This is a genomic window from Intrasporangium oryzae NRRL B-24470, from assembly GCF_000576595.1.
In the GTDB taxonomy this organism is placed as follows: Bacteria; Actinomycetota; Actinomycetes; order Actinomycetales; family Dermatophilaceae; genus Intrasporangium_C; species Intrasporangium_C oryzae.
The window spans coordinates 42627-65303 of the sequence record NZ_AWSA01000006.1; the positions used below are offsets into that span (position 1 = coordinate 42627).

20 protein-coding genes are annotated in these 22677 nt (G+C 72.1%); 3 read left to right on the top strand and 17 right to left on the bottom strand.

Translation table 11 applies throughout. From position 1 onward, the window contains the following. Positions 1-63: 63 nt before the first annotated feature. The 13 genes from N865_RS03845 to N865_RS03905 all read right to left on the bottom strand — a co-directional run bounded on the left by N865_RS03845 (position 64) and on the right by N865_RS03905 (position 17781). Positions 64-1521 (bottom strand): glutamate synthase subunit beta, encoded by a 1458-nt coding sequence (locus N865_RS03845; protein WP_034801781.1) that lies wholly within the window; start codon positions 1519-1521, stop codon positions 64-66. After that, positions 1514-6067, bottom strand: a complete 4554-nt coding sequence (gltB, locus tag N865_RS03850) for a glutamate synthase large subunit (protein WP_034801782.1) — start codon at positions 6065-6067, stop codon at positions 1514-1516. Before gltB ends, N865_RS03845 begins: the two co-directional genes overlap by 8 nt. 202 nt (positions 6068-6269) lie before the next feature. Continuing rightward, complete coding sequence (gene lgt / locus N865_RS03855) at positions 6270-7286, bottom strand: prolipoprotein diacylglyceryl transferase (RefSeq protein WP_084327919.1); 1017 nt, start codon at positions 7284-7286, stop codon at positions 6270-6272. Next, a complete protein-coding gene (gene trpA / locus N865_RS03860) occupies positions 7283-8083 on the bottom strand; it encodes a tryptophan synthase subunit alpha (RefSeq protein ID WP_034801783.1) in 801 nt (266 codons plus the stop codon). The genes lgt and trpA overlap by 4 nt, the downstream gene beginning before the upstream one ends. Then, positions 8080-9390, bottom strand: a complete 1311-nt coding sequence (gene trpB / locus N865_RS03865; protein WP_084327920.1) for a tryptophan synthase subunit beta — start codon at positions 9388-9390, stop codon at positions 8080-8082. Before trpB ends, trpA begins: the two co-directional genes overlap by 4 nt. A 2-nt stretch (positions 9391-9392) precedes the next feature. After that, positions 9393-10208, bottom strand: a complete 816-nt coding sequence (gene trpC / locus N865_RS03870) for an indole-3-glycerol phosphate synthase TrpC (RefSeq protein WP_034801784.1) — start codon at positions 10206-10208, stop codon at positions 9393-9395. A gap of 5 nt (positions 10209-10213) precedes the next feature. Continuing rightward, positions 10214-10483 (bottom strand): HGxxPAAW family protein, encoded by a 270-nt coding sequence (locus tag N865_RS03875; RefSeq protein ID WP_034801785.1) that lies wholly within the window; start codon positions 10481-10483, stop codon positions 10214-10216. A 58-nt stretch (positions 10484-10541) separates the two neighbouring features. After that, entirely contained in the window at positions 10542-11126 is a 585-nt protein-coding gene (locus tag N865_RS03880; RefSeq protein WP_034801786.1) for a Trp biosynthesis-associated membrane protein, read from the bottom strand. After that, positions 11123-12697, bottom strand: coding sequence for an anthranilate synthase component I (locus tag N865_RS03885; protein ID WP_034801893.1), 1575 nt, complete (start codon positions 12695-12697; stop codon positions 11123-11125). The genes N865_RS03880 and N865_RS03885 overlap by 4 nt, the downstream gene beginning before the upstream one ends. A 178-nt stretch (positions 12698-12875) precedes the next feature. Then, positions 12876-13268: a phosphoribosyl-AMP cyclohydrolase gene (gene hisI, locus N865_RS03890; RefSeq protein WP_034801787.1), complete on the bottom strand. Its 393-nt coding sequence runs from the start codon at positions 13266-13268 to the stop codon at positions 12876-12878. Between the two features lie 139 nt (positions 13269-13407). Beyond that, on the bottom strand, positions 13408-15219 hold the full coding sequence (locus N865_RS03895; protein ID WP_034801788.1) for an ABC transporter ATP-binding protein: 1812 nt from the start codon (positions 15217-15219) through the stop codon (positions 13408-13410). After that, positions 15216-17108: an ABC transporter ATP-binding protein gene (locus tag N865_RS03900; RefSeq protein WP_034801789.1), complete on the bottom strand. Its 1893-nt coding sequence runs from the start codon at positions 17106-17108 to the stop codon at positions 15216-15218. The genes N865_RS03895 and N865_RS03900 overlap by 4 nt, the downstream gene beginning before the upstream one ends. A 106-nt stretch (positions 17109-17214) precedes the next feature. Then, positions 17215-17781 (bottom strand): GNAT family N-acetyltransferase, encoded by a 567-nt coding sequence (locus N865_RS03905; protein ID WP_051510081.1) that lies wholly within the window; start codon positions 17779-17781, stop codon positions 17215-17217. 73 nt (positions 17782-17854) lie between these two features. Between N865_RS03905 and N865_RS03910 the strand changes: the two genes are divergently transcribed. Continuing rightward, the gene (locus N865_RS03910; protein WP_034801790.1) at positions 17855-18496 is read left to right on the top strand and encodes a TIGR03085 family metal-binding protein; all 642 of its coding nucleotides are present in this window, start codon (positions 17855-17857) and stop codon (positions 18494-18496) included. Between the two features lie 39 nt (positions 18497-18535). Here N865_RS03910 and hisF read toward each other — a convergent pair whose 3' ends face one another. Next, the gene (gene hisF, locus N865_RS03915; protein WP_034801791.1) at positions 18536-19309 is read right to left on the bottom strand and encodes an imidazole glycerol phosphate synthase subunit HisF; all 774 of its coding nucleotides are present in this window, start codon (positions 19307-19309) and stop codon (positions 18536-18538) included. 34 nt (positions 19310-19343) lie between these two features. Here hisF and N865_RS03920 point away from each other — a divergent pair, with 34 nt between their 5' ends. Further along, positions 19344-19931: a nucleoside/nucleotide kinase family protein gene (locus tag N865_RS03920; RefSeq protein WP_034801793.1), complete on the top strand. Its 588-nt coding sequence runs from the start codon at positions 19344-19346 to the stop codon at positions 19929-19931. A 3-nt stretch (positions 19932-19934) separates the two neighbouring features. Then, positions 19935-21188 carry an MFS transporter gene (locus tag N865_RS03925; RefSeq protein ID WP_245603652.1) on the top strand — a complete coding sequence of 418 codons (1254 nt, stop codon included), beginning with the start codon at positions 19935-19937 and terminating at the stop codon, positions 21186-21188. Positions 21189-21247: 59 nt separating this feature from the next. On the opposite strand, the gene N865_RS03930 is transcribed toward N865_RS03925, so the two are convergent. The 3 genes from N865_RS03930 to N865_RS03940 are packed head-to-tail and all read right to left on the bottom strand — an operon-like array spanning position 21248 to position 22674. Next, positions 21248-21580: a cupin domain-containing protein gene (locus N865_RS03930; protein ID WP_034801797.1), complete on the bottom strand. Its 333-nt coding sequence runs from the start codon at positions 21578-21580 to the stop codon at positions 21248-21250. Between the two features lie 42 nt (positions 21581-21622). Beyond that, on the bottom strand, positions 21623-22162 hold the full coding sequence (locus N865_RS03935; protein ID WP_034801799.1) for a flavin reductase family protein: 540 nt from the start codon (positions 22160-22162) through the stop codon (positions 21623-21625). After that, a complete protein-coding gene (locus N865_RS03940) occupies positions 22159-22674 on the bottom strand; it encodes a PH domain-containing protein (protein WP_034801801.1) in 516 nt (171 codons plus the stop codon). Before N865_RS03940 ends, N865_RS03935 begins: the two co-directional genes overlap by 4 nt. Positions 22675-22677 lie beyond the last annotated feature (3 nt).

The window sequence follows — 22677 nt, forward strand, 5'->3', positions numbered from 1 at the left end:
ACGCGGGTTCGCCCAGTGGGACGAACCCGCGCACGCCGGACGTCGTGGGTGTGCGGGTCGTGGTCAGGCCGTCAGCGGTCGGTCCGTCGGGGCGATCGGACGAGGCAGCCGGGTGGAGCCGCTGAGCCACGCGTCGACCCCGGCCGCGGCGGCCCGGCCCTCGGCGATGGCCCAGACGATGAGCGACTGGCCGCGCCCCGCATCGCCGGCGACGAAGACGCCCGGAACCGACGACATGAAGCTCTTGTCGCGGCGGACGTTGGAGCGCTCGTCGAGCTCGACGCCGAGCTGCTCGACGACGCCCGGCCCCTGGGGGCCGAGGAAGCCCATGGCGAAGAGGACGAGCTGCGCGGGGATGACCCGCTCGGTCCCCTCCTTGGGCGTGGGCCGCCCGTCGACGAACTCGACCTCGGTGAGACGAAGCCCCGCCACGTTGCCCTCGTCGTCGCCGACGAACTCCGTCGTACTGACGGAGTAGATCCGCTCGCCGCCCTCCTCGTGCGCGCTGGCGATGCGGTAGAGCATCGGGTAGGTCGGCCACGGCTGGCTCGCGGGCCGCTCCTCCCCCGGCTGGGGCATGATCTCGAGGCTCGTCACCGACCGGGCCCCCTGGCGGTGCGCGGTGCCGATGCAGTCGGCGCCTGTGTCGCCGCCGCCGATGACGACGACGTCCTTGCCGGTCGCCAGGATCTGGTCCTCCACGGTCTCACCGAGCGCCGCGCGGTTGCCCTGCGGGAGGTACTCCATCGCCTGGTGGATCCCCCCGAGCTCGCGTCCGGGCACGGAGAGGTCGCGGGGCACCGTGGCGCCGAGGGCGAGGACGACCGCGTCGTACCGGTCGCGCAGCTGGCGCCCGGTGAGGTCGACACCGACGTTGACGCCGTTGCGGAACCGGGTCCCCTCGGCCCTCATCTGCTCGAGGCGCCGGTCGAGGACGGACTTCTCCATCTTGAACTCGGGGATCCCGTAGCGCAGCAGGCCCCCGGCCCGGTCGGCACGCTCGAAGACCGCGACGGTGTGGCCGGCGCGCGTCAGCTGCTGGGCGGCCGCGAGCCCGGCCGGGCCCGAGCCGACGACGGCGACGGTCTTGCCCGAGAGTCGCTCCGGCGGCAGGGGCCGGACGAGACCCTCGTCGAAGGCGCGCTCGATCGTCGTGACCTCGACCTGCTTGATCGTCACCGCGGGCTGGTTGATGCCGAGGACGCACGCGGTCTCGCACGGCGCCGGGCAGAGCCGACCGGTGAACTCCGGGAAGTTGTTCGTCGCGTGGAGCCGCTCGATGGCATCGCTCCAGTCGCCCCGCCAGGCGAGGGTGTTCCACTCGGGGATGAGGTTGCCGAGGGGGCAGCCTGAGTGGCAGAACGGGATGCCGCAGTCCATGCAGCGGCCCGCCTGGCGCTGGAGCTGGCCGAGCTCCTGCTCCTCGTAGACCTCCTTCCAGTCCCGGATGCGGACCGGCACGGGCCTACGGGTCGGCAGCTCGCGCTCACGCGTCGTGAGAAAGCCTTGCGGGTCAGCCACGGGATGCCTCCATGATCCGGTTCCACACCTCGGCGCCGTCGACGTCGAGGCCCTGCTCCAGCGCTTCGGCGCGGACGTCGAGGACACGCTGGTAGTCGCGCGGCAGCACGAGCGTGAACCGCCCGCGCGCCCGCTCCCAGTCGCCGAGCAGCCGCGCCGCGACGGGCGACTCGGTCCACTCGAGGTGCGCCGTGAGCAGCTCTCGGACGGTCGTCTCGTCGTCGGGCCGCAGCGGGAGCAGGTCGACGAGCTCGGGGTTGACGAGCTCGGGTCGAAGGTCGAGGACGTAGGCCACGCCCCCCGACATGCCGGCCGCGAAGTTGCGGCCGGTCGCTCCGAGGATGACGACGCTCCCGCCGGTCATGTACTCGCAGCCGTGGTCGCCGACACCCTCGACGACGGCCCGCGCGCCGGAGTTGCGGACGCAGAAGCGCTCGCCGACGGTGCCGCGCAGGAAGAGCTCACCCGTCGTCGCGCCGTAGGCGATGACGTTGCCGGCGATGACGTTGTCCTCGGCGACGAGCCCCGACTCGCGGTGCGGACGCACGACGATCCGGCCTCCGGAGAGCCCCTTGCCGACGTAGTCGTTGGCGTCGCCGAAGAGCCTCATCGTCACGCCGGCGGGCAGGAACGCCCCGAACGACTGTCCGCCCGAGCCGTTCATCGTCACCTCGATCGTGTTGTCGGCGAGGCCGTCGGGGTGGGCCTTGGTGACGTGGTGGCCGAGCATCGTGCCGACCGTCCGGTTGACGTTGCGCACGGCGATCTCGGTGCGCACGAGGTCGCCGCCCTCGATGGCCGGCAGCGCGCGCGTGAGCAGCTCGTTGTCGAGCGCCTTGTCGAGGCCGTGGTCCTGCTCGGTCGACTGGTGGAGCGTGCCACCGGTCGGGTTGTCGGCGACGGCGAGGATGGGCGCGAGGTCGAGCCCCGACGCCTTCCAGTGCGCGATCGCCTTGTCGAGGTCGAGGCTCGACACCTGGCCGACTGCCTCCTCGATCGAGCGGAAGCCGAGGGCCGCGAGGTGCTCGCGGACCTCCTCGGCGATGTACTCGAAGAAGGTCTCGACGAACTCGGGCCTGCCGGAGAAGCGGGCCCGCAGCTCGGGGTTCTGGGTCGCGATGCCGACCGGGCAGGTGTCGAGGTGGCAGACCCGCATCATGATGCAGCCGGACACGACGAGCGGGGCGGTTGCGAACCCGAACTCCTCGGCGCCGAGGAGCGCCGCGACGACCACGTCGCGGCCGGTCTTCAGCTGGCCGTCGACCTGGACGACGATGCGGTCGCGCAGGCCGTTGAGCACGAGGGTCTGCTGGGCCTCGGCGAGGCCGAGCTCCCACGGGGCGCCGGCGTGCTTGAGCGAGGTGAGCGGCGAGGCTCCCGTGCCGCCGTCGTGGCCGGAGATGAGCACGACGTCGGCGTGGGCCTTCGAGACGCCCGCCGCGACCGTGCCGACCCCGATCTCGGAGACGAGCTTGACGTGGACCCGCGCCGCCGGGTTGGCGTTCTTGAGGTCGTGGATCAGCTGGGCCAGGTCCTCGATCGAGTAGATGTCGTGGTGCGGAGGCGGCGAGATGAGCCCGACGCCGGGCGTCGAGTGCCGGGTGCGGGCGACCCAGGGGTAGACCTTGTGCCCAGGCAGCTGGCCACCCTCGCCGGGCTTGGCGCCCTGGGCCATCTTGATCTGGAGGTCGTCGGCGTGGGTGAGGTAGAGGCTCGTGACGCCGAACCGTCCCGATGCGACCTGCTTGACGGCGGAGCGTCGCTCCGGGTCGAGGAGCCGGTCGCGGTCCTCACCACCCTCACCGGTGTTGGACCGGCCGCCGAGGCGGTTCATCGCGACGGCCAGCGTCTCGTGCGCCTCCTGCGAGATCGAGCCGTAGCTCATCGCGCCGGTGTTGAAGCGCTTGACGATCTCGCTGACCGGCTCGACCTCGTCGAGCGGGACGGGGAGCCGCCCGGTGACGCCGGCCTGCTTGAACCCCATGAGCCCACGGAGGGTCATCAGGCGCGAGGTCTGGTCGTCGATCCGCGAGGTGTACTGCTTGAAGACGTCGTAGCGCCGCTGGCGGGTCGAGTGCTGGAGCCGGAAGACGGTCTCCGGGTCGAAGAGGTGCGGCTCGCCCTCGCGGCGCCACTGGTACTCGCCCCCGACCTCGAGCGTGCGGTGGGCCTGCTGGACGCCGTCCGGCGGGTAGGCGCGTGCGTGCCGCTCGGCGGCCTCGCGGGCGATGACGTCGAGGCCGACGCCGCCGAGCTGGGAGACCGTGCCGGCGAAGTAGCGGTCGACGAGGTCCTGGGAGAGGCCGATGGCCTCGAAGACCTGCGCGCCGCGGTAGGAGGCCACGGTCGAGATGCCCATCTTGGACATGACCTTGAGGACACCCTTGCCGAGCGCCTTGATGAGGTTCTTGACGGCCTGCTCCGGAGAGACGCCCTCGATCTCGCCCGAGCGGACGAGGTCCTCGACCGTCTCCATCGCGAGGTAGGGGTTGACCGCGGCGGCGCCGTAGCCGATGAGGAGGGCGACGTGGTGGACCTCGCGGACGTCGCCCGCCTCGACGAGGAGGCCGACCTGGGTGCGGGTCTTCTCGCGGATGAGGTGATGGTGGACGGCCGCGGTGAGCAGGAGCGACGGGATCGGGGCGAGATCGCGACCCGAGTCGCGGTCGGACAGGACGACGAAGCGCGCCCCTCGGACGATCGCCTGCGAGACCTCGGCGAAGATATCCTCGAGCCGGTCGCGCATGGCCGCCGCACCACCGGTCACGTCGTAGAGCCCGCGCACGACATGGGTGGCGTAGCCGGGCAGGTCGCCGTCGGCGTTGACGTGGACGATCTTGGCCAGCTCGTCGTTGTCGAGGACCGGGAACTTGAGGACGATCTGGCGGGCGTGCGCCGGGGAGGCCGACAGGGCGTTGCCCTCGGGCCCCATGAAGGTGCCGAGCGAGGTGACGAGCTCCTCGCGGATCGCGTCGAGGGGCGGGTTGGTCACCTGGGCGAAGAGCTGTGTGAAGTAGTCGAAGAGCAGGCGGGGGCGCGACGACAGGACCGCGATCGGGGTGTCGGTGCCCATCGAGCCGAGCGCCTCCGCGCCCGTGCGCGCCATCGGCGTGAGGAGGATGCGCAGCTCCTCGTTGGTGTAGCCGAAGGTCTGCTGGCGGCGCGCGACGGACGACGCGGTGTGGACGATGTGCTCGCGCTCGGGCAGGTCCTCGAGGCGGATGAGGCCGGCGTGCAGCCACTCGCCGTAGGGACGCGCCGAGGCCAGCTGGCTCTTGATCTCCTCGTCGCTGACGATCCGGCCGTGCTCGGTGTCGACGAGGAACATCTTCCCGGGCTGGAGCCGGCCACGCTGGACGATCGTCGCCGGGTCGAGGTCGAGCACGCCCGACTCCGAGGCGAGCACGACGAGCCCGTCGTCGGTCACGGTGTAGCGGCCCGGGCGCAGGCCGTTGCGGTCGAGGACCGCGCCGACGAGCGTCCCGTCGGTGAAGCACACGTTGGCCGGCCCGTCCCACGGCTCCATGAACGTCGAGTGGAACTCGTAGAAGGCACGCCGCGCCGGGTCCATGCTCGCGTGGTTCTCCCAGGCCTCCGGGATCATCATGAGCACGGCATGGGGCAGCGACCGGCCCCCGAGGTGGAGCAGCTCGAGCACCTCGTCGAAGCTCGCCGAGTCGGAGGCGTCGGGGGTACAGATCGGGAAGAGCCGCTCGAGGTCACCGGGGATGATGTCGGACGTGAGCAGGCTCTCGCGCGCCCGCATCCAGTTGCGGTTGCCCTTGACGGTGTTGATCTCGCCGTTGTGGGCGATGAGCCGGTAGGGGTGCGCGAGCGGCCACGACGGGAAGGTGTTGGTGGAGAACCGCGAGTGGACGAGCGCGAGCTCGGTCGCGAAGCGCGGGTCGGACAGGTCCGGGAAGAAGGGCTCGAGCTGACCGGTGGTCAGCATGCCCTTGTAGACGAGGGTGCGCGACGAGAGCGACGCGAAGTAGACGCCCGCCTCGTGCTCGGCCCGCTTGCGCAGGCAGAACGCCAGCCGGTCGAGGCCGATCGAGACCTGCCGGCCGATGGCGCTGCTGACGAAGAGCTGCTCGAAGTGCGGCATGCACGCGCGGGCCGCCTCGCCGACGAGGTCGGCGTCGACCGGCACCTCGCGCCAGCCGTGGACCTTGAGGTTCTCGGCGACGGCGATCGCCTCGACCTGGGCCTTGGCCTGCGCCCGCTCCCCCGGTTCGGTCGGCAGGAAGGCCAGCCCGACGGCATACGCCCCGCTGTTGGGCAGCCGGAACGGCACGACCGCGCGGAAGAACTCGTCGGGAACCTGGGAGAGGATGCCGGCCCCGTCGCCGACGAGCGGGTCGGCACCGGTGGCGCCGCGGTGGTCGAGGTTGCGCAGCGCGGTGAGCGCGTGCTCGACGATGTCGTGCCCCGCTGTCCCCCTCATCGTCGCGATGAGCGCGACGCCGCAGGCGTCGTGCTCGAACTCGCGGCGGTAGAGCCCGGAGTTCTCCGGGTGAGTGCTGAAGCGGGTGTGCGGCGACATCTTCACCGTCCTTCTTGCTTGGACCCCTGACATGACGAAGGGCGTGTGGACGGCATTGGCCACAGGCGTTGGGACGACGATATCGGGTGGGGACAGCGTCCTACCTGCTGATACGGCGGATTTCGCATGGTGAGACACCGTGCCTGTGGCGGACGCAGCACAGCCCCCGGAAGTGGCTTCCGGGGGCTGTGCGAAAGGTTCATCAGCGGTCCGACCGCCTGCGCGAGGATCCGGTGTCAGCCGGTGCGTCGGCGGGCAGATCTTCGGCGGGGCCCTCGGGTCCGAGCTCCGCTGCCTCGGTCGGGGCGGACGCGGCCGCGCCGTCGTCACCGACCGGGGGCGGCGGCGGATCCATCCGCCCGAAGCGGAACCACAGCCACACGCCGAGGAGGAAGACGAGGAGGGAGACCCAGGTGTTGACCCGCTGCCCGAGGATGTGGTTGGCCGAGTCGGTGCGCATGTTCTCGATGACGATGCGACCGATCGGGTAGCCCATCACGTAGGCGGCGAAGGTCTGGCCCGACCGGAGCTCGAAGCGCCGCCCCAGCCAGAGGAGGAAGGCCGCGAGGACGAGGCACCAGAGCGCCTCGTAGAGGAACGTCGGGTGGAAGTAGCCCTTGACGACGGGATTCCCGGCCGCATCGACCACGGCACGGCCCGCGCTCGTGTCCCACTCGTAGATCTTGAGCCGCCACGGCAGGTCGGTCGGCGCCCCGTAGATCTCGTTGTTGAACCAGTTGCCGAAGCGACCCATCGCCTGCGCGATGGCGAGGCCCGGAGCCGCGGCGTCCACGAAGTCGCGGAAGGAGACGCCGTTCTTGCGGCAGCCGATGAGGGCGCCGACGGCCCCGAGCGCCACCGCACCCCAGATGCCGAGCCCGCCCTCGTAGATCTTGAAGGCGTTCCACGGGTTGCCGCCCTCGCCGAAGTACGGCTGGGGCGTCGTGATCAGGTGGTAGAGACGCCCACCGATGATGCCGAAGGGGACCGCCCAGGCGGAGATGTCGATGGCGACGCCGTGGCGGTAGCCGCGCGCCGAGAGGCGCCGCTGGGTGAGCCACACGGCGACGATGATCCCCGCGAGGATGCACATCGCGTAGCCGCGGATGGGGATCGGGCCGAGGTGCCACACGCCGACCGTCGGCGAGGGGATCTCGGCCGGGAGCCCGCTCTGCAGCTGGGTCGTCACGAGCGACGGTATGCCGCTCAGCCGGCTCATGCGCGTGCCCGACGGACGCCGTCGGCGAGCTCGGCGGCAAGCTCGCCGAGCGCCTTGAGCCCGGCCTCGGGAGTGGGTGCCTCGGTGAGGCAGCGCACGAGGGCCGACCCGACGATGACGCCATCGGCGAACCGCCCGACCTCGGCGGCCTGGTCGCCGGTGGAGACGCCGAGACCCACGCAGACGGGCAGGTCGGTCACCGCACGCGTGCGGGAGACGAGCTCGTCGGCCGCCTCACCGACGCTCGCGCGGGCGCCGGTGACCCCCATGACGGCGGTGGCGTAGACGAACCCGCGGCACTGCGCCGTCACTAGGGCGAGCCGCTCGGGGGTCGAGCTCGGCGCGACGAGGAAGACCTTGTCGAGATCGTGCACGTCGGCGGCAGCGATCCACTCGGCGGCCTCGTCGGGGATGAGGTCGGGCGTGATGAGGCCCGCACCACCCGCATCGGCGAGGTCGGCGGCGAACCGCTCGACGCCGTAGTGGAGCACGGGGTTCCAGTACGTCATGACGAGGGCACCGGCTCCATTGCCCGACACCGCACGGGCTGCGGTGAAGATGTCGGAGAGGCGGACCCCGCCGGCGAGCGCGCGGACCGCGGCGTCCTGGATGACGGGGCCGTCCATGACCGGGTCGCTGTAGGGGACGCCGATCTCGACGATGTCGACGCCGTTGTCGACGAGGACCTCCATCGCCTCGACGGAGCCCGCAACCGTCGGGAAGCCGACGGGGAGGTAACCGATGAGCGCGGGCCGGCCGTCGGCCCGGCAGCGCTCGATGATCGGACCGACGCTCACTGGTGCTCCCCCATACCCTTGGCCCCGCTCGTGATGTCGGTCGAGCTGTCGTGGAGGCCGCTCGGACGCGGGCCGGGGCGGTCGTCGCCCTGTGCCGGAGCCCCTGTGCTGTCGATGAGGCCGAACCACTCGGCCGCCGTGTGGACGTCCTTGTCGCCGCGTCCGGAGAGGTTGACGAGCAGGACCGCCTCGGGCCCGAGCTCGCGTCCGACCTGCATGGCCCCGGCGAGCGCGTGCGCGCTCTCGATGGCGGGCAGGATGCCCTCGGTCCGGCAGAGCAGGCGGAAGGCCTCCATCGCCTCGACGTCGGTCACGGGCCGGTACTCGGCCCGGCCGCTCTCGAGGAGGTAGGCGTGCTCCGGCCCCACGCTCGGGTAGTCGAGCCCGGCCGACACGCTGTGCGAGTCGATCGTCTGGCCGTCGTCGTCCTGCATGAGGTAGGTGAAGGCGCCGTGGAGGACACCGGGGACTCCGGTGGAGAACCGCGAGGCGTGCTCGCCCGAGGCGATCCCGGAGCCGCCGCCCTCCAGCCCGATGAGGCGGACCGACGTGTCGTCGAGGAAGCGGTGGAAGATGCCCATCGCGTTGGACCCGCCCCCGACGCAGGCGAGGACGGCGTCGGGCAGGCGCCCGACGAGGTCGAGCATCTGGGCGCGCGCCTCGACCCCGATGACCCGGTGGAAGTCACGCACCATCTCGGGGAAGGGGTGCGGGCCGGTCACCGTGCCGAGGACGTAGTGGGTCGTCGCGACGTTGGCGACCCAGTCCCGGAAGGCCTCGTTGACGGCGTCCTTGAGCGTCTGGCTGCCGTGCTCGACGGCGACGACCTCTGCGCCGAGCAGGCGCATCCGGGCGACGTTGAGCGCCTGGCGTTCGGTGTCCTTCTTGCCCATGTAGACGACGCACTCGAGGCCGAGCAGGGCTGCCGCCGTGGCCGTGGCGACGCCGTGCTGACCCGCCCCGGTCTCGGCGATGACGCGGGTCTTGCCCATGCGCTTGGTCAGCAGGGCCTGGCCGAGGACGTTGTTGATCTTGTGGGAGCCGGTGTGGTTGAGGTCCTCGCGCTTGAGGATGACCCGGGCCCCGCCGCAGTGTTCGGCAAAGCGGGGCACCTCGGTGAGGATGCTCGGGCGCCCGGTGTAGGTCCGGTGGAGCCGCTCGAGCTCGCCGACGAAGGCGGGGTCGATCATGGCCTTCTGCCTGACCTCGTCGAGCTGCTCGAGGGCGGGGATCAGGGCCTCGGGGACGTAGCGTCCGCCGAAGGCGCCGAAGCGCCCGGGTGACTGCGTGCTGGCCGGGACGGTCATGCTCACTCCTGCCCGGTGGTTGATCGGATGTCGGCGGCGGCCGCGATGAACGACCGGACCGCCTCGGTGGGGGCGCCGCCGGTCACGAGGGCCTCGCCGACGAGGACGGCGCCGGCACCCGCCCGGACGTAGTCGACGACGTCGGCGGGACCCGTGACACCGGACTCCGCGACGGCGACGACGCCGGCCGGGACCCTCGGAAGGAGGTCGGTGACGGTGCGCGGATCGACCTCGAGGGTCTTGAGGTTGCGGGCGTTGATGCCCACGAGCGCCGGGTCGAGCGCGAGCGCCCGGTCGAGCTCGTCTGCGTCGTGGACCTCGATGAGGGCGGTCATCCCCAGGTCGCGGGCCTGGTCGTTAAGGTCGCGCATCAGCGCGTCGTCGAGACCGGCGACGATGAGCAGCACGAGGTCGGCCCCGTGGGCCCGCGCCTCGGTGACCTGGTAGGCGTCGACCATGAAGTCCTTGCGCAGGACCGGGATGTCGACCGCTGCACGCACCGCATCGAGGTCGGCGAGGCTCCCGCCGAAACGCCGCTCCTCGGTGAGGACGCTGACGGCGCTCGCCCCACCCGCGGCATACGCCCGCGCAAGACCCGCCGGGTCGGGGATGTCCGCGAGCGCGCCCTTGCTCGGGCTCGACCGCTTGACCTCCGCGATGACCGCGACGCCCGTGGCGGCGCGGAACGCGGGCATGGGGTCGAGGGCGGGCGCGATGGACACGGCCCGGGCCTCGAGCTCACGCACCGGCGTCACGGCGCGCCGACGCGCGAGATCCTCGCGTACGCCGCTGATGATCCCGTCGAGAACGGTCGTCACCGGGCTCAGCTCTTGCCGAAGGTCTGGGTGCCCATCTCGTCGGGGGCGTCGACGACCGGGCCGGTCTGGGTGTGGCCGGGCTTGTTGCCGTAGCCGGCCATGGACAGGACCTTGCCGGCGACGGCGCCGAGGACGATGACGACCGCACCGACGATGCCGAGGGCCATGCTGGGCAGGAGCACGGCGACGGATGCGATGGCCGAGCCGAGCAGGATGATCCCCACCGCCGTCCACGCTGCGACGCTGTGTCCGTGGTCCTCGTGCTGCTCTTCCATGGGGTCCTCTCTCGTCTGCTCGGCCCCGAGTCCTGGGGAGCCGTCTGCCGTCATTCTGTCAGGTCTCGTCGGGAGCGTCGCGCAGGGTCGGGTCGCTTCCCTCGCTCAGCTCGTCCCATGCTGTGCGGACCTCGCCGCGGGGGCCGCTCTCGGGTCGGGTCCCGCGTTCGTAGCGGCCCGACAGCCCTGCCCACGAGCGGCTCGACACGGCCGCGGCCACCGCCCCCACGCAGAGCAGGACCGCATCGACGACCGCAAGCCACGCCCAGACGGTCGTGCTCCCGGTTGCGGCCGGAGCGGTCGTGCGGGCCAGCTCGCGGGCCACTGCGTCGGCGACGGTCTGGACCGGCCGGAGCGCAGGCAGCAGGGTCAGCACCAGCGCCCCGAACGCCGCGATGACGAGGACGGTGCCCGAGACCGCACGGATGACCCGGCCCCCGGTCATGAGGCCGAGGAGCGCGACGATCGTCACCACGGTGAGGCCGACGACTCCGGGTGCGGCCGCGCCGCCGCTCACCTGCGTGGCGCCCATGCTGAGCACGTCCTTGGCCTCGCCGACGGCCCACGGGCGGGTCGACAGCCCGAGGAGGAGCAGGGCCGGGACGAGGACGGCGAGAGCCGCGCGGCGCTTGTCGAGCCTCATCGGACCACCGGCCGCAGGCCCGCCGCCGCCGCGACCGCGCGCAGGGCTGCCGCCGCCTTGTTGACCGTCTCCTCGAACTCGAGGTGCGGGACGGAGTCGGCGACGATGCCGGCGCCGGCCTGGACGTGCGCCAGGCCGTCCTTGACCAGGGCGGTGCGGATCGCGATGGCCATGTCGAGGTCGCCGGCGAAGTCGAGGTAGCCGACGACGCCGCCGTAGAGCCCGCGGCGGAGCCCCTCGTAGTGGTCGATGAGGGCCATGGCCCGCGGCTTCGGCGCGCCGGACAGCGTCCCGGCGGGGAAGGTCGCGACGAGGGCGTCGTAGGCGCTGCGGTCGGGCCGCAGCTCACCGACCACCGTCGACTCGATGTGCATGATGTGGCTGTAGCGGCGGATCGACATGAAGTCGACCGTGTCGACCGTGCCGGCCCGGCAGATCCGCTGGAGGTCGTTGCGGGCGAGGTCGACGAGCATGAGGTGCTCGGCCCGCTCCTTCGTGTCGGCCAGGAGCTCCTCTGCGAGGTGCGCGTCGTGGTCGGGCGTCTTTCCCCGCGGCCGGGAGCCGGCGATCGGATGGGTGATCGCCTGCCGCCCGGTCACCTTGATCAACGCCTCGGGGCTCGACCCGACGATGTCGTAGGACGACCCGTCGGGGTGCGGCAGCCGGAGCAGGTACATGTAGGGGCTCGGGTTGCTCACCCGGAGCGCCCGGTACACGTCGAGCGAGTCGGCCGGGCACGGGACCGTGAAGCGCTGCGAGACGACGATCTGGAATGCCTCGCCCGCCCGGATGGCCTCCTTGGCGTCCTCGACCATCGACTCGAACTGCTCCTGGGTGTGGCTGCTCACGGGCTCGCTCACGGCGGGCTCGATCGTGGCCACCGTGCTCGGTGCGGGCGCCGCGAGCTCCTCGGTCATCCGGTCGAGCCGGGCCACGGCGTCGGCCCACGCGTCCTCGATGCGCTCGTCGGTGGCGTCGTGGTTGACCGCGTTCGCGACGAGCAGGAGGGAGCCGTCGCTGTGGTCGAAGACCGCGAGGTCGGTGGCGAGCATCATGGCGACCTCGGGCACGCCGAGCTCGTCGCGGCCCTCGTCGGGGACCGCCTCCCAACGGCGCACGGCGTCGTAGGTGATGGCGCCGACGAGGCCGCCCGTCAGCGGCGGCAGTCCCGCGATGCGCGGCGTCGCGAGCGCGGCGACCGTGTCGCGGATGGCGGCCGTCGGGTCGCCGGCGAGCGGGAGCCCGACGGGCGGTTCGCCGATCCAGTGGACCTGCCCGTCGCACTCGGTCAGCGTTGCCGCGGAGCGGGCGCCGACGATGGAGTAGCGCGACCAGACCCCACCGTGCTCGGCCGACTCGAGCAGGAACGTCCCCGGCGCGTCCTTGGCGAGCTTGCGGTAGACCCCCACCGGGGTCTCGGCGTCGGCCAGGACGCGACGAACGACCGGGATGACCCGCCGGTGCTCGAGGGCGAGCTCGGTGAAGACCTCGAGGCTCGGCCAGGTCCGCCCCCACGCGAGGTCGGCGTGCGGTGCGAGGCTGGCATCGGGTGAGAGTGTCGGGTCGGGCACGGGGACATTGTCGCCCACGTGCCGGCGGCCCGGACCGGCGGCTCGGGTGGCGGGACGGCCCACGAGGGCGACTCCCGGAGGCCACTCACGTGACGTCTCGTGTGATGGCTCACGTGGTGGCTCACGGGAAGACCCCTGCCGGACCGCGGCGCCGCAGCGGCGGGGACCCCAGGGGCGCTCAGCCCGAGGCGCGTTCGGGCTCCCCTACCGCGGCAGGCAGGACGCGCGCGTCGAAGCACGTCCGGTCGCCGGTGTGGCACGCGGCACCGACCTGGTCGACCGTGACGAGGAGCGCATCACCGTCGCAGTCGAGGCGCACGCCCTTGACCCACTGGACGTGACCGCTCGTGTCCCCCTTGCGCCAGTACTCCTCACGGCTGCGCGACCAGAAGGTCACCCGCCCCTCGGTGAGGGTCCGCCGCAGGGCCTCGTCGTCCATCCACCCGACCATGAGCACCTCACCGGTGTCGTGCTGCTGCACGACGGCGGCCACGAGGCCGCGCGCGTCACGCTTCAGCAGGTCGGAGATCGCCGGGTCCAGCTCGGGGGTCGCTTCGCTCACCCGCACCATTGTGCCGCCCCCACCCCCGCGGTCCGGACGGGCCGTATGCCGTCGAGCCGGCTCAGCCGCAGGCCGCACGGCCGCGGGGGCGCCCGCCAGCGTGTCCCGGGGACGGGCCCCCCGGCATACGGGACGAGAGGTGCGGCGGTCAGACGGCCTGCTGCTGCGCCACCCACGAGTCGTGAAGCTTCGAGTAGACCCCGCCGAGCCGGACGAGCTCGCTGTGGGGGCCACGCTCGACGATGCGCCCGGCGTCGACGACGATCACCTCGTCGGCGGCCTGGGCCGTCGAGAGGCGGTGCGCGATGGCGATCGAGGTGCGCCCGCGGGTCAGCGAGTCGAGCGCGCGCTGGAGCCGCACCTCGGTGCTCGGGTCGACGGCCGAGGTCGCCTCGTCGAGGACGAGGAGGTCGGGGTCCGCGAGGTAGGCCCGGGCGAGGGCGACGAGCTGGCGCTCCCCCGCCGAGAGCGACTCGCCGCGCTGCCCGACCTCGGTCATCAGCCCCAGCGGCATCGTCGCGACCCACGGCGCGAGCCCCAGATCGGCCAGGGTGCGCTCGACATCCTCGGTGCTCGCCTCGGGACGACCGAAGCGCACGTTGTCGAGCAGCGTGCCCTCGAAGAGGAAGCCCTCCTGCGGCACGAGCACGACCCGCTGGCGCAGCGACGAGAAGCGGATCGTGTCGAGGTCGGTGCCGTCGAGGAGGACACGGCCCGAGGTGGGGTCCATGAGCCGCGTCAGCAGCTTGGCGAGCGTCGACTTGCCCGAGCCGGTCTCACCGACGATCGCGACCCGGCTGCGCGGGGCGATCGTGAGGTCGATGTCGTGCAGCACCTGCTCGCCGCCCGGGTAGGAGAAGCCCACGCCGCTGAACTGCACGGTGATCGGACCTCGCGGCAGCTCGACACCGTCGTCGGCTGGGTCGGAGACGTCGGCCGGGGTGTCGATGATGCCGATGACGCGGCGCCAGCCGGCGACGGCGTTCTGCATCTCGTTGAGGATCTCGGTGGCCTGCTGGACCGGCATGGTGAAGAGGTTGACGAGGAAGAGGAAGGCGAGCAGCTCGCCCAGCGTGAGCCGGCCGTTCACCGCCAGCACGGTGCCGACGACGAGCACCACGGCGGTCGTGAGACCCGAGACGAGCTGCCCCGACGTGAAGGCGACGACGGAGCGCGCCTGGGCGCCGATGGCGGCCTTGCGGTGCGCCTCGACGGAGGCGTCGATGCGCGCCGCCGTGCGGTCCTCGACACCGTAGGCGCGGATCGCCTGGGCGCCGACGACCGCCTCGGAGATCGCGCCGAGCATGTCGCCGACCCGCTCGCGCACCTTCGTGTAGGCCTGCCCGACGATGCCCTGGAACCTGCGGATGATGATGAAGAGCGGCACGAAGCACAGCCACACGACGAGGGCGAGCGGTGGGCTGTAGACGACCATGAGCACCGTCGCGAGCGTGATCTGCGCGACGTTGATCATCAGCATCAGGCCGCCGAACTGGACGAACATCGAGATCGTGTCGACGTCGGACGTCACGCGCGAGACGAGCGAGCCGCGGCGCTCGGTGTTCTGAGTCAGCATCGCGAGGTCGTGGATGTGGCGGAACGCCTTGAGCCGCAAGGTCGACAGGCCGTTCTCGGACGCGCGGAAGAGTCGCACGTTGACGAAGTTGGCCGAGACCGCGGTGACGGCGACGCCGACGAGCGCGACCCCGATGTAGACCGCCACCACTCCCGCGTCGGGGCCACCTGCGGCGAGGATGCCCTCATCGGTGATCCGCTGGACGACGAAGGGCACGAGCACCCGTCCGAGGGTCGAGAGCACCGCGAGGCACACGGTGACCCAGATGCCCCTGCTCAGCTCGGGAGACAGCTGCAGCCCACGCTTGAGGGTGTCGCCGGTCGACATCTCCTTGCCCGTCGCGACCCCGTGGTGCTCGACGAGGGCCTGGGACCGCATGCTCATCGCGACACCTCCTCGACCCGGTCACGCCGCGTCTCTCCCTCGGTGTAGTCGTCGTCGAAGTCGGCGCCGATGTCGTCGTCCTCGCTCGCGAGCGCTGCCCGCTCGGCCGCCTCGCGGGCGTATGCCGTCACGAGCCGTTCGTAGCCGGCGCACCGTTCGAGCAGCTCGGCGTGCGTGCCGTGGTCGAGGACGCGGCCGCCCTCGAGGTAGACCACCTCGTCGGCGAGCAGGATCGTCGCCATCCGGTAGGCGACGACGACAACCGTCGTGCCGGAGCTCGCCTCTCGCAGGCGGGAGAGGATGGCCTGCTCGACGCTCGGGTCGACCGCCGACGTGGCGTCGTCGAGGATGAGCAGCTGCGGCTCGCGGATGATGGCCCGGGCGAGGGCGATGCGCTGGCGCTGGCCGCCGGAGAGGCTCGCGCCGCGCTCGCCGACGTGGGTGTCGAGGGCTTCGGGCAGTCGGTCGACGAAGCCGGCGCCCTGTGCGACGTTGAGGGCGCGCCACACGGCCTCGTCGTCGTGCGGGGCACCGAGTGTCACGTTGCCGCGCACGCTGTCGTCGAACATGAACGTCTGCTGGGCCACGAGGGCGGCGACCTCGCTGACGCCGCCCCGGCGCACCTCGCGCAGGTCGATGCCGTCGACGAGCACCGCACCGGTGTCGGGGTCGACGAGGCGCATCATGAGGTTGGCCAGCGTGGACTTGCCGCTGCCGGTGGGCCCGACGACGGCGACCGTGGCGCCGGGGGCCACGTCGAGCGTCACGTCGACGAGGGCCGGGTTGTGGTCGATCTCGCCCGACTCGCTCTCGATCTCGTAGGCGTAGGCGAGCTGCTCGGCCTGCAACCGGCTCGAGCGGCCGTGCGGCAGCGAGCGGTCGCCGTAGGTCATGCTGCCTTCGGCCTCGAGCACCGCCGACACGCGCTTCCAGCCGACGACGGCGCGGGGCAGCTCGGCCAGCACCCACCCGAGTGCGCGCACCGGGAAGGCGAGGATGGAGAAGAGGTAGGCGACCTGGACGACCTGGCCGGCCGTGAGGTAGCCGCTGCTGACTCGAAGGGTGCCGACGAAGAGGACCGCGAGGGTGCCGATGGTCGGGATCGCCTCGATGGCCGGGTCGAAGCGACCGCGGGTGCGGCCGACCTCGATGTTGGCGTCGCGAAGCGCGTGGGTCACCTCGCGGAAGCGCTCGGCCTCGTGGTCCTCGCGCCCGAGCGACTTGACGATGAGCGCGGCCTCGAAGCTCTCGTGGGCCACCTCCGAGACGTCCGCCCGCAGCTGCTGGGCCAGGGTCACCTTCGGCGACATGGCGCGCTGGAAGGCGACGTTGGCGAGGAAGAGCATGGGGAAGACCGTGAGCCCGACGACGGCCAGCCACGGGTCGATGAACATCATCTGCACGATGCCGAACGCGAGCATGACGACGACGCCGAGCGCCATCGGCAGCGGCGCGAAGACGTTCCACGTCGCCTCGACGTCGGCGTTCGCATTGGAGAGGAGCTGGCCCGACGGGTGTCGGTGGTGCCACGACAGCGGCAGCCGGAGGTACTGGCGCGTCACCTTCTGGCGGTACATCGCGCCGAGGTTGAACATCGCAACGCCGCCGGCCAGCCGTCGCCCGATGACGCCGATGACGGTCACGAGGACGACGATGGCCATCACGCCGCCGATGGTCCAGAGCTGCTGGGGCGTGACGGTGCCCGCCGCGATCGCCGGCGAGATCTCGTGCTCGACGACCCACCCGATGGTCCAGGCCGTCATGCCGGTCATGACGCCGTAGATGACGCTGCCGAGGACGGCGAGCGAGAACCACCGCGGCTGGCCCTTGATGCCACGGGCGATGACGGACAGGCCTTCTCGAAGCGTTGAGGTGGCAGGGCTGGTCACGTGTCTGGCTCCCGGGGGTCGACGTGGTGCGCACGGTCTTGTGAACGACCATCAAGACTCTCACGGACCACCGACACCGATCCGACCGGGCGCATCCGACGGTCGCTCAGGCCTCGAAGGCCGAGCCGCCCCCGTGCCCCTGGCGACCGGGGCTCGAGGACGTGCTGACCCAGTAGCGCCGGAACCCGCCGTTGACGTCCTCGAGGACACCACCGGCCCCTTCGATCGTCCGCGCCGAGGCGACGTTGTCCTCCTCGCACGTGACGAGGACGGCCTCGATGCCCCGCCGGGCGGCGAGCGCCAGGGCCAGCCCGAGCGCCGCGCGGGCGACACCCCTGCGTCGGGAACCCGGCTCGACGGCATACCCGATGTGACCACCCGTCGCGCGGAGGAACGCGTTGAGCTCGTGGCGCACGGCGATGGTGCCGACGACCTTCCCGTCCTCGACGATCCAGCGGTTCGAGCTCGGCACCCGACCCTCGGGCAGGTGCGCCCCGGGCCGCTCCAGGTGCCCGAGCCAGTCGACCCAGAGCCCGAAGGCGTCAGCGTCGCGCAGGACCTCGCGGTCGGAGGGTCGGTAGCTCGACCCGTGGATCGTCTCGTCGCCGAAGGCGTCCACCATCGCCCACCACGAGTCGGCGAGATCGACGGTCGGCCGGACGAGCTCGATCATGGTTCGACCCTATGCGTGCCCGGGGCGGCCCTCCACCCCGGACGATCCGCAGCCCTCCTGAGAGGATGCGGTCATGACACGCCACGCGAAGTCCGAACGACTCCTGCTCTGCGACGAGCTCGACCGCATCGGTCCCGACGCGCCGACGCTCTGCGAGGGCTGGGACACCGCCGACCTCGCGGCCCACCTCTACATCCGCGAGCACCGGCCCGACCTCGAGGCCGGCCGGATCGTCCCCTTCCTCAGCGACCGGCGCGATCGCGAGCAGCACCGGATCGCCGACGCCGACTTCCCGGGGCTCGTCGCGCGCGTGCGCGCCGGTGCCCCCGCGTGGAACCCGATGTCCCGCCCCCGCATCGACGAGCTCGCCAACCTCATCGAGTTCTTCGTCCACCACGAGGACGTCCGACGCGCCCAGCCGGGCTGGACAGCCCGCCGGCTTCCCGCCGACCTCGAGCGGGCGCTCTGGACGGCCATGCGTCGCAGCGCCCGGCTCATGTACCGCAAGGCGCCCACGGGGATCGTCCTCATCGCCCCGGGGCTCGGTCGGTATGCCGCGAAGCTGCCCGACGCCCACGGCACCGTCATCGTGCGCGGCGAACCGGGCGAGCTCATCCTCTTCAGCTACGGCAGGACCGACGTGGCGAAGGTGTCGCTCGAAGGCGAGCCTGACGACGTCGCCGCGCTCCGCGGCTCGAAGCTCGGGATCGGCTGACCGACCGGCCAACGCAGCGCGAAGGACCCGGCCGCGCCCTCAGCGGACCGTGACGCCGGCGGCGCGCAGGGCCTCCTTGACCTCGCCGACAGTCAGCTCGCGGAAGTGGAACACGCTCGCGGCCAGGACGGCGTCGGCCCCGGCCTCGACGGCGGGCGCGAAGTGCTCGACCCTGCCCGCCCCGCCGCTCGCGATGATGGGGACGGACACGGCGGCCCGCACCCGGCGGATGAGCTCGAGGTCGTAGCCGTCCTTGGTGCCGTCGGCGTCCATCGAGTTGAGCAGGATCTCGCCGGCCCCGAGCTCGGCGGCCCGGGCGCACCACTCGATCGCGTCGAGGTCGACCGGGGTGCGGCCGCCGTGGGTCGTCATGACGAAGTCGCCGGTCGGTCGGCCGTCGTCGCCCAGGCGTCGGCGGACGTCGGCGGACAGGACGAGGACCTGCGCACCGAACCGCCCCGCGATCTCCGAGATCAGCTCGGGCCGCGCGATGGCCGCGGTGTTGACGCCGACCTTGTCGGCACCCGCGCGCAGGAGCCGGTCGACGTCGTCGACGGAGCGCACTCCCCCGCCGACGGTGAGCGGGATGAAGACCTGCTCGGCGGTGCGGCGCACGACGTCATAGGTCGTCTCCCGGTCGCCGCTGCTCGCCGTGACGTCGAGGAAGGTCAGCTCGTCGACGCCCTGCTCGTCGTAGAGCGTGGCGAGCTCGACCGGGTCACCGGCATCGCGGAGGTTCTCGAAGTTGACGCCCTTGACGACCCGTCCGTTGTCGACGTCGAGGCAGGCGATCACTCTCGTGGCAACGGTCATGGGGTCAATGTATGCCGCGAGTAGGGTCGCGCTCATGTGGGACCAGATCGCGAGCCCCGCCGACCCACGGCACGTGGCCGCCGTCGTCGAGCTGGCCCGCCGGGCCGAGCCCGGTTGCGGTGACACCGTCGTCGTCGCGATAGACGGTCGCAGCGGCGCCGGCAAGACGACGCTCGCCGCGGGGGTGGCGCAGGCCCTCGCCGCGCTCGGCACCGTGGAGGTCGTCCACATGGACCACCTCTACCCGGGCTGGGAAGGTCTCTCGGCGGCACCCGGCCTGCTCGCCACGACGGTCCTCGAGCCGATCGCCCACGGCGACCCTGCGGCATACCCCGTCTGGAGCTGGGTTCGGGGCGACTGGGCGGGCACGCGGACCGTGCGACCGTCGCGCTACCTCGTCGTCGAAGGGTGCGGTTCGAGCGTCGGTCCGGCCGGTCCGTATGCCGCCGTGCGCGTCTGGATGGAGGCCGACCGACCGCTCCGGTTCCGTCGCGGCATCGACCGCGACGGCGAGACCTACGAGCCCATGTGGGAGCTCTGGGCCGCGCAGGAGGAGGCCCTCTTCGAGGACGACCGGACGAAGGCGCGTGCAGACCTCGTCCTCGACACATCTACCCTCTGAGGAATGGATCCCGCAGACGCCGGCCCCCGGGACGCGCTCGACACCTCGGACGGCAGACCATCTCGTGACGCCCGCCCCGCGCTGCGCCCCCTGCCTCCGGTCTGGCTCATGGCCCTCGCCCTCGTGGCGGTCGCGGCGAACCTCCGCGTCGCCATCACGAGCGTGCCGCCCCTCCTCGACACCATCTCGGCCGACCTCGGCCTCAGCCACGCGGCGGCCGGCGCGCTGACGACGCTGCCGGTCCTCTGCATGGGCCTCTTCGCGCCGGTCGCGAGCCGGATCGCGCACCGGTTGGGGGCGGTCGCCGCCGTGCTCGCCGCGGCCGCGGCGATCCTCGCCGGGACAGCGAGCCGGTTCGCCGGGGGCAACGTGGTCGTGCTCTATGCCGGCACCTTCCTCGCGGGCGTCGGCATCGCCCTCGCCGGCACCCTCCTCCCCCGCCTCGTCAAGACCTTCTTCCCGCCGGCACGGGCGGGCCTCGTCACGGGTCTCTACATGTTCGCGATGATGTTCGGGGCGGCGCTCAGCTCGGCCGTGTCGGTGCCGCTGGCCGACCGACTCGGCTCGTGGCAGGCCTCGTTGGGGTCGTGGTCGGTCCTCGCGCTCGTCGGGGTCCTCGCCTGGGCTCCCTTCACGCACCGGGCCAACCCGCACCACACGCGCGGCGAGGAGGGGCCCGGCCGCCTGCCGTGGGGACACCCCACCGCGTGGCTCGTCGCGGGCTATCTCGCCCTCCAGTCGTGGTCGTTCTACTCGGCCGTCACCTGGCTCGCGCCGACGTATGTCGAGCTCGGCTGGACCCGGACGTCGGCCGGGTACCTCGCCGCGGTCTTCAGCGGCTCGCAGATCGTCTCCGGGCTCATGGGTCCCGTTCTCAGCGACCGGGTCGCCGACATGCGCCGGCTGCTCCTGCCGGCGGCCCTGCTCGGCATCGTCGGCACCCTCGGCATCCATCTCGCGCCGCTCGCCTCGCCCTGGCTCTGGGCCCTCGTCACCGGGCTCGGCCAGGGTGCAGCCTTCTCCCTCGCCCTCGTGCTTCTTGTCCGGTATGCACGGACCCCGGAGGCGAGCGGGCGCCTCACGGGGATGGCCTTTCTCGTCTCCTACAGCATCGCGTCGGTCGGGCCCCTCGCGATGGGTCTCGTCCGCGACGTCACCGGCGGCCTCTCCCCGGTCTGGCTCATCCTCGCCGTCATCGGCGCCGTGCAGGCGCTCGTCGTCCTCCGGCTGCGGCCCGACCTCGACCGCGTCGACTGACCCCACCGGACCTGACGAGCAGCCGGCACGCCGCCGGCTCAGCGCGATCGCGTCGAGGCTCAGCCGAGCTTGGCGACGGTCAGGAGCACCGCCGAGTCCTCGATCGCCTCGAGCGCGTGCCGAACCGTGGGGACGACGAGCAGGTCGCCCGGCGACCCCTCCCAGGCGTCGTCGCCGGCGACGAGACGGACCCGTCCGACGAGGACGTGGACCGTCGACTCGCCCGGGCTCTCGTGCTCGTCGAGCGTGTGCCCGGCGGCCAGGGCGATCACCGTCTGGCGGAGCACACGCTCGTGCCCACCGAAGATCGTGTCCGCGCTGCGGCCGCTCGGGGCCTGCTTCGCGAGCTTGAGCTGTTCACGGGCGAGGGCGGTGAGCGATGACTTCTCCATGGGACCACGATCGCACCGGGGACGCGCGAGAGCGCGCCGATCTCAGCCCCAGTAGTCGTCGGGCGGCTCGGGTCCCTCGTCGCGCGCACTGCTGGTGCGACGCTCCGTCACGCTGAAACGCCCCCGGTAGAAGAGCATCGGACGGCCCGGCTCGCCGTCCTCGAGCTCGTTCACCCGGCCGATCACGACGTCGTGGTCGCCGGCCACGTGCACCTGCTCGACCGCGCAGTGGACCCGCATGAGCACCCCCGGCAGGTTGGGGCCACCCCGCGCCGACGGCTCCCAGTCGAGTCCCTGGAACCGGGCACCTGACGACGACCCGAACCGGTCGATGAGGTCACGCTGCGCATGCCCGAGCATGTTGACCGTGAAGCGGCCCTGGTCACGCATCCGCGGCCACGAACGCCCCCGGTGATCGGCGCAGAAGAGGACGAGCGGCGGGTCGAGGGACACCGACGCGAAGGACTGGCAGGCGAAACCCACCGGCTCGCCGGCCGACCCGTATCCCGTCACGATGGTGACCCCAGTCGCGAAGTGGCCGAGGGCGTGGCGCATCTGCGCCGGCGTGGGGGCCGTGGTCACGGAGCGTCCTCACTGCCGGAGTCGCCGCGACGGCCGTTGCCCCGGCCGCCGCCGTCGGGGACCTCGCCGAACACCTGCACGAGCGCCGCGAGCCGGGAGGCCTCGTGGTCGGCCGTCTCGCCGTCGGCCTTCTGGATCGCCATGACCGCCACGGTGTCGCCGTCCGCGAGGTCGAGGGTGACCCAGGGGGCGCCGCCGCCGAACTGGACGCCGACGACCTCGGGCCACTCGAGCACCCGGGTCAGGACGAGGTTGCGCACGACGAGCCCGGCGCGGCTCGGCACCGCCATGATCGTCGCGTAGCGCCAGGCGAGGAGGGCGATCACCACCCCGAGCCCGAAGAACATGAGACGGTCACCGAGACCCCATCGGCCGTCGACCTGGGTCGGGATGATGACGGCGATGCCGCCGAAGACGACGAGGGAGGCGACGACGACGCCGAGCGCCACCACCCTCCCCCGCCGCGGGCGGAAGGGGGCGAAGGCGTCCGGCGTCGGGCTCGGCTCGGTCATGGG

Coding starts and splice junctions, on each gene's coding strand:
- gltB (WP_034801782.1), bottom strand. CDS start 6,067: ATGTCGCCGCACACCCGCTTCAGCACTCACCCGGAGAACTCCGGGCTC.
- lgt (WP_084327919.1), bottom strand. CDS start 7,286: ATGAGCCGGCTGAGCGGCATACCGTCGCTCGTGACGACCCAGCTGCAG.
- trpB (WP_084327920.1), bottom strand. CDS start 9,390: ATGACCGTCCCGGCCAGCACGCAGTCACCCGGGCGCTTCGGCGCCTTC.
- N865_RS03875 (WP_034801785.1), bottom strand. CDS start 10,483: ATGGAAGAGCAGCACGAGGACCACGGACACAGCGTCGCAGCGTGGACG.
- N865_RS03880 (WP_034801786.1), bottom strand. CDS start 11,126: ATGAGGCTCGACAAGCGCCGCGCGGCTCTCGCCGTCCTCGTCCCGGCC.
- hisI (WP_034801787.1), bottom strand. CDS start 13,268: ATGGTGCGGGTGAGCGAAGCGACCCCCGAGCTGGACCCGGCGATCTCC.
- N865_RS03895 (WP_034801788.1), bottom strand. CDS start 15,219: ATGAGCATGCGGTCCCAGGCCCTCGTCGAGCACCACGGGGTCGCGACG.
- N865_RS03905 (WP_051510081.1), bottom strand. CDS start 17,781: ATGATCGAGCTCGTCCGGCCGACCGTCGATCTCGCCGACTCGTGGTGG.
- N865_RS03910 (WP_034801790.1), top strand. CDS start 17,855: ATGACACGCCACGCGAAGTCCGAACGACTCCTGCTCTGCGACGAGCTC.
- hisF (WP_034801791.1), bottom strand. CDS start 19,309: ATGACCGTTGCCACGAGAGTGATCGCCTGCCTCGACGTCGACAACGGA.
- N865_RS03920 (WP_034801793.1), top strand. CDS start 19,344: ATGTGGGACCAGATCGCGAGCCCCGCCGACCCACGGCACGTGGCCGCC.
- N865_RS03925 (WP_245603652.1), top strand. CDS start 19,935: ATGGATCCCGCAGACGCCGGCCCCCGGGACGCGCTCGACACCTCGGAC.
- N865_RS03930 (WP_034801797.1), bottom strand. CDS start 21,580: ATGGAGAAGTCATCGCTCACCGCCCTCGCCCGTGAACAGCTCAAGCTC.
- N865_RS03940 (WP_034801801.1), bottom strand. CDS start 22,674: ATGACCGAGCCGAGCCCGACGCCGGACGCCTTCGCCCCCTTCCGCCCG.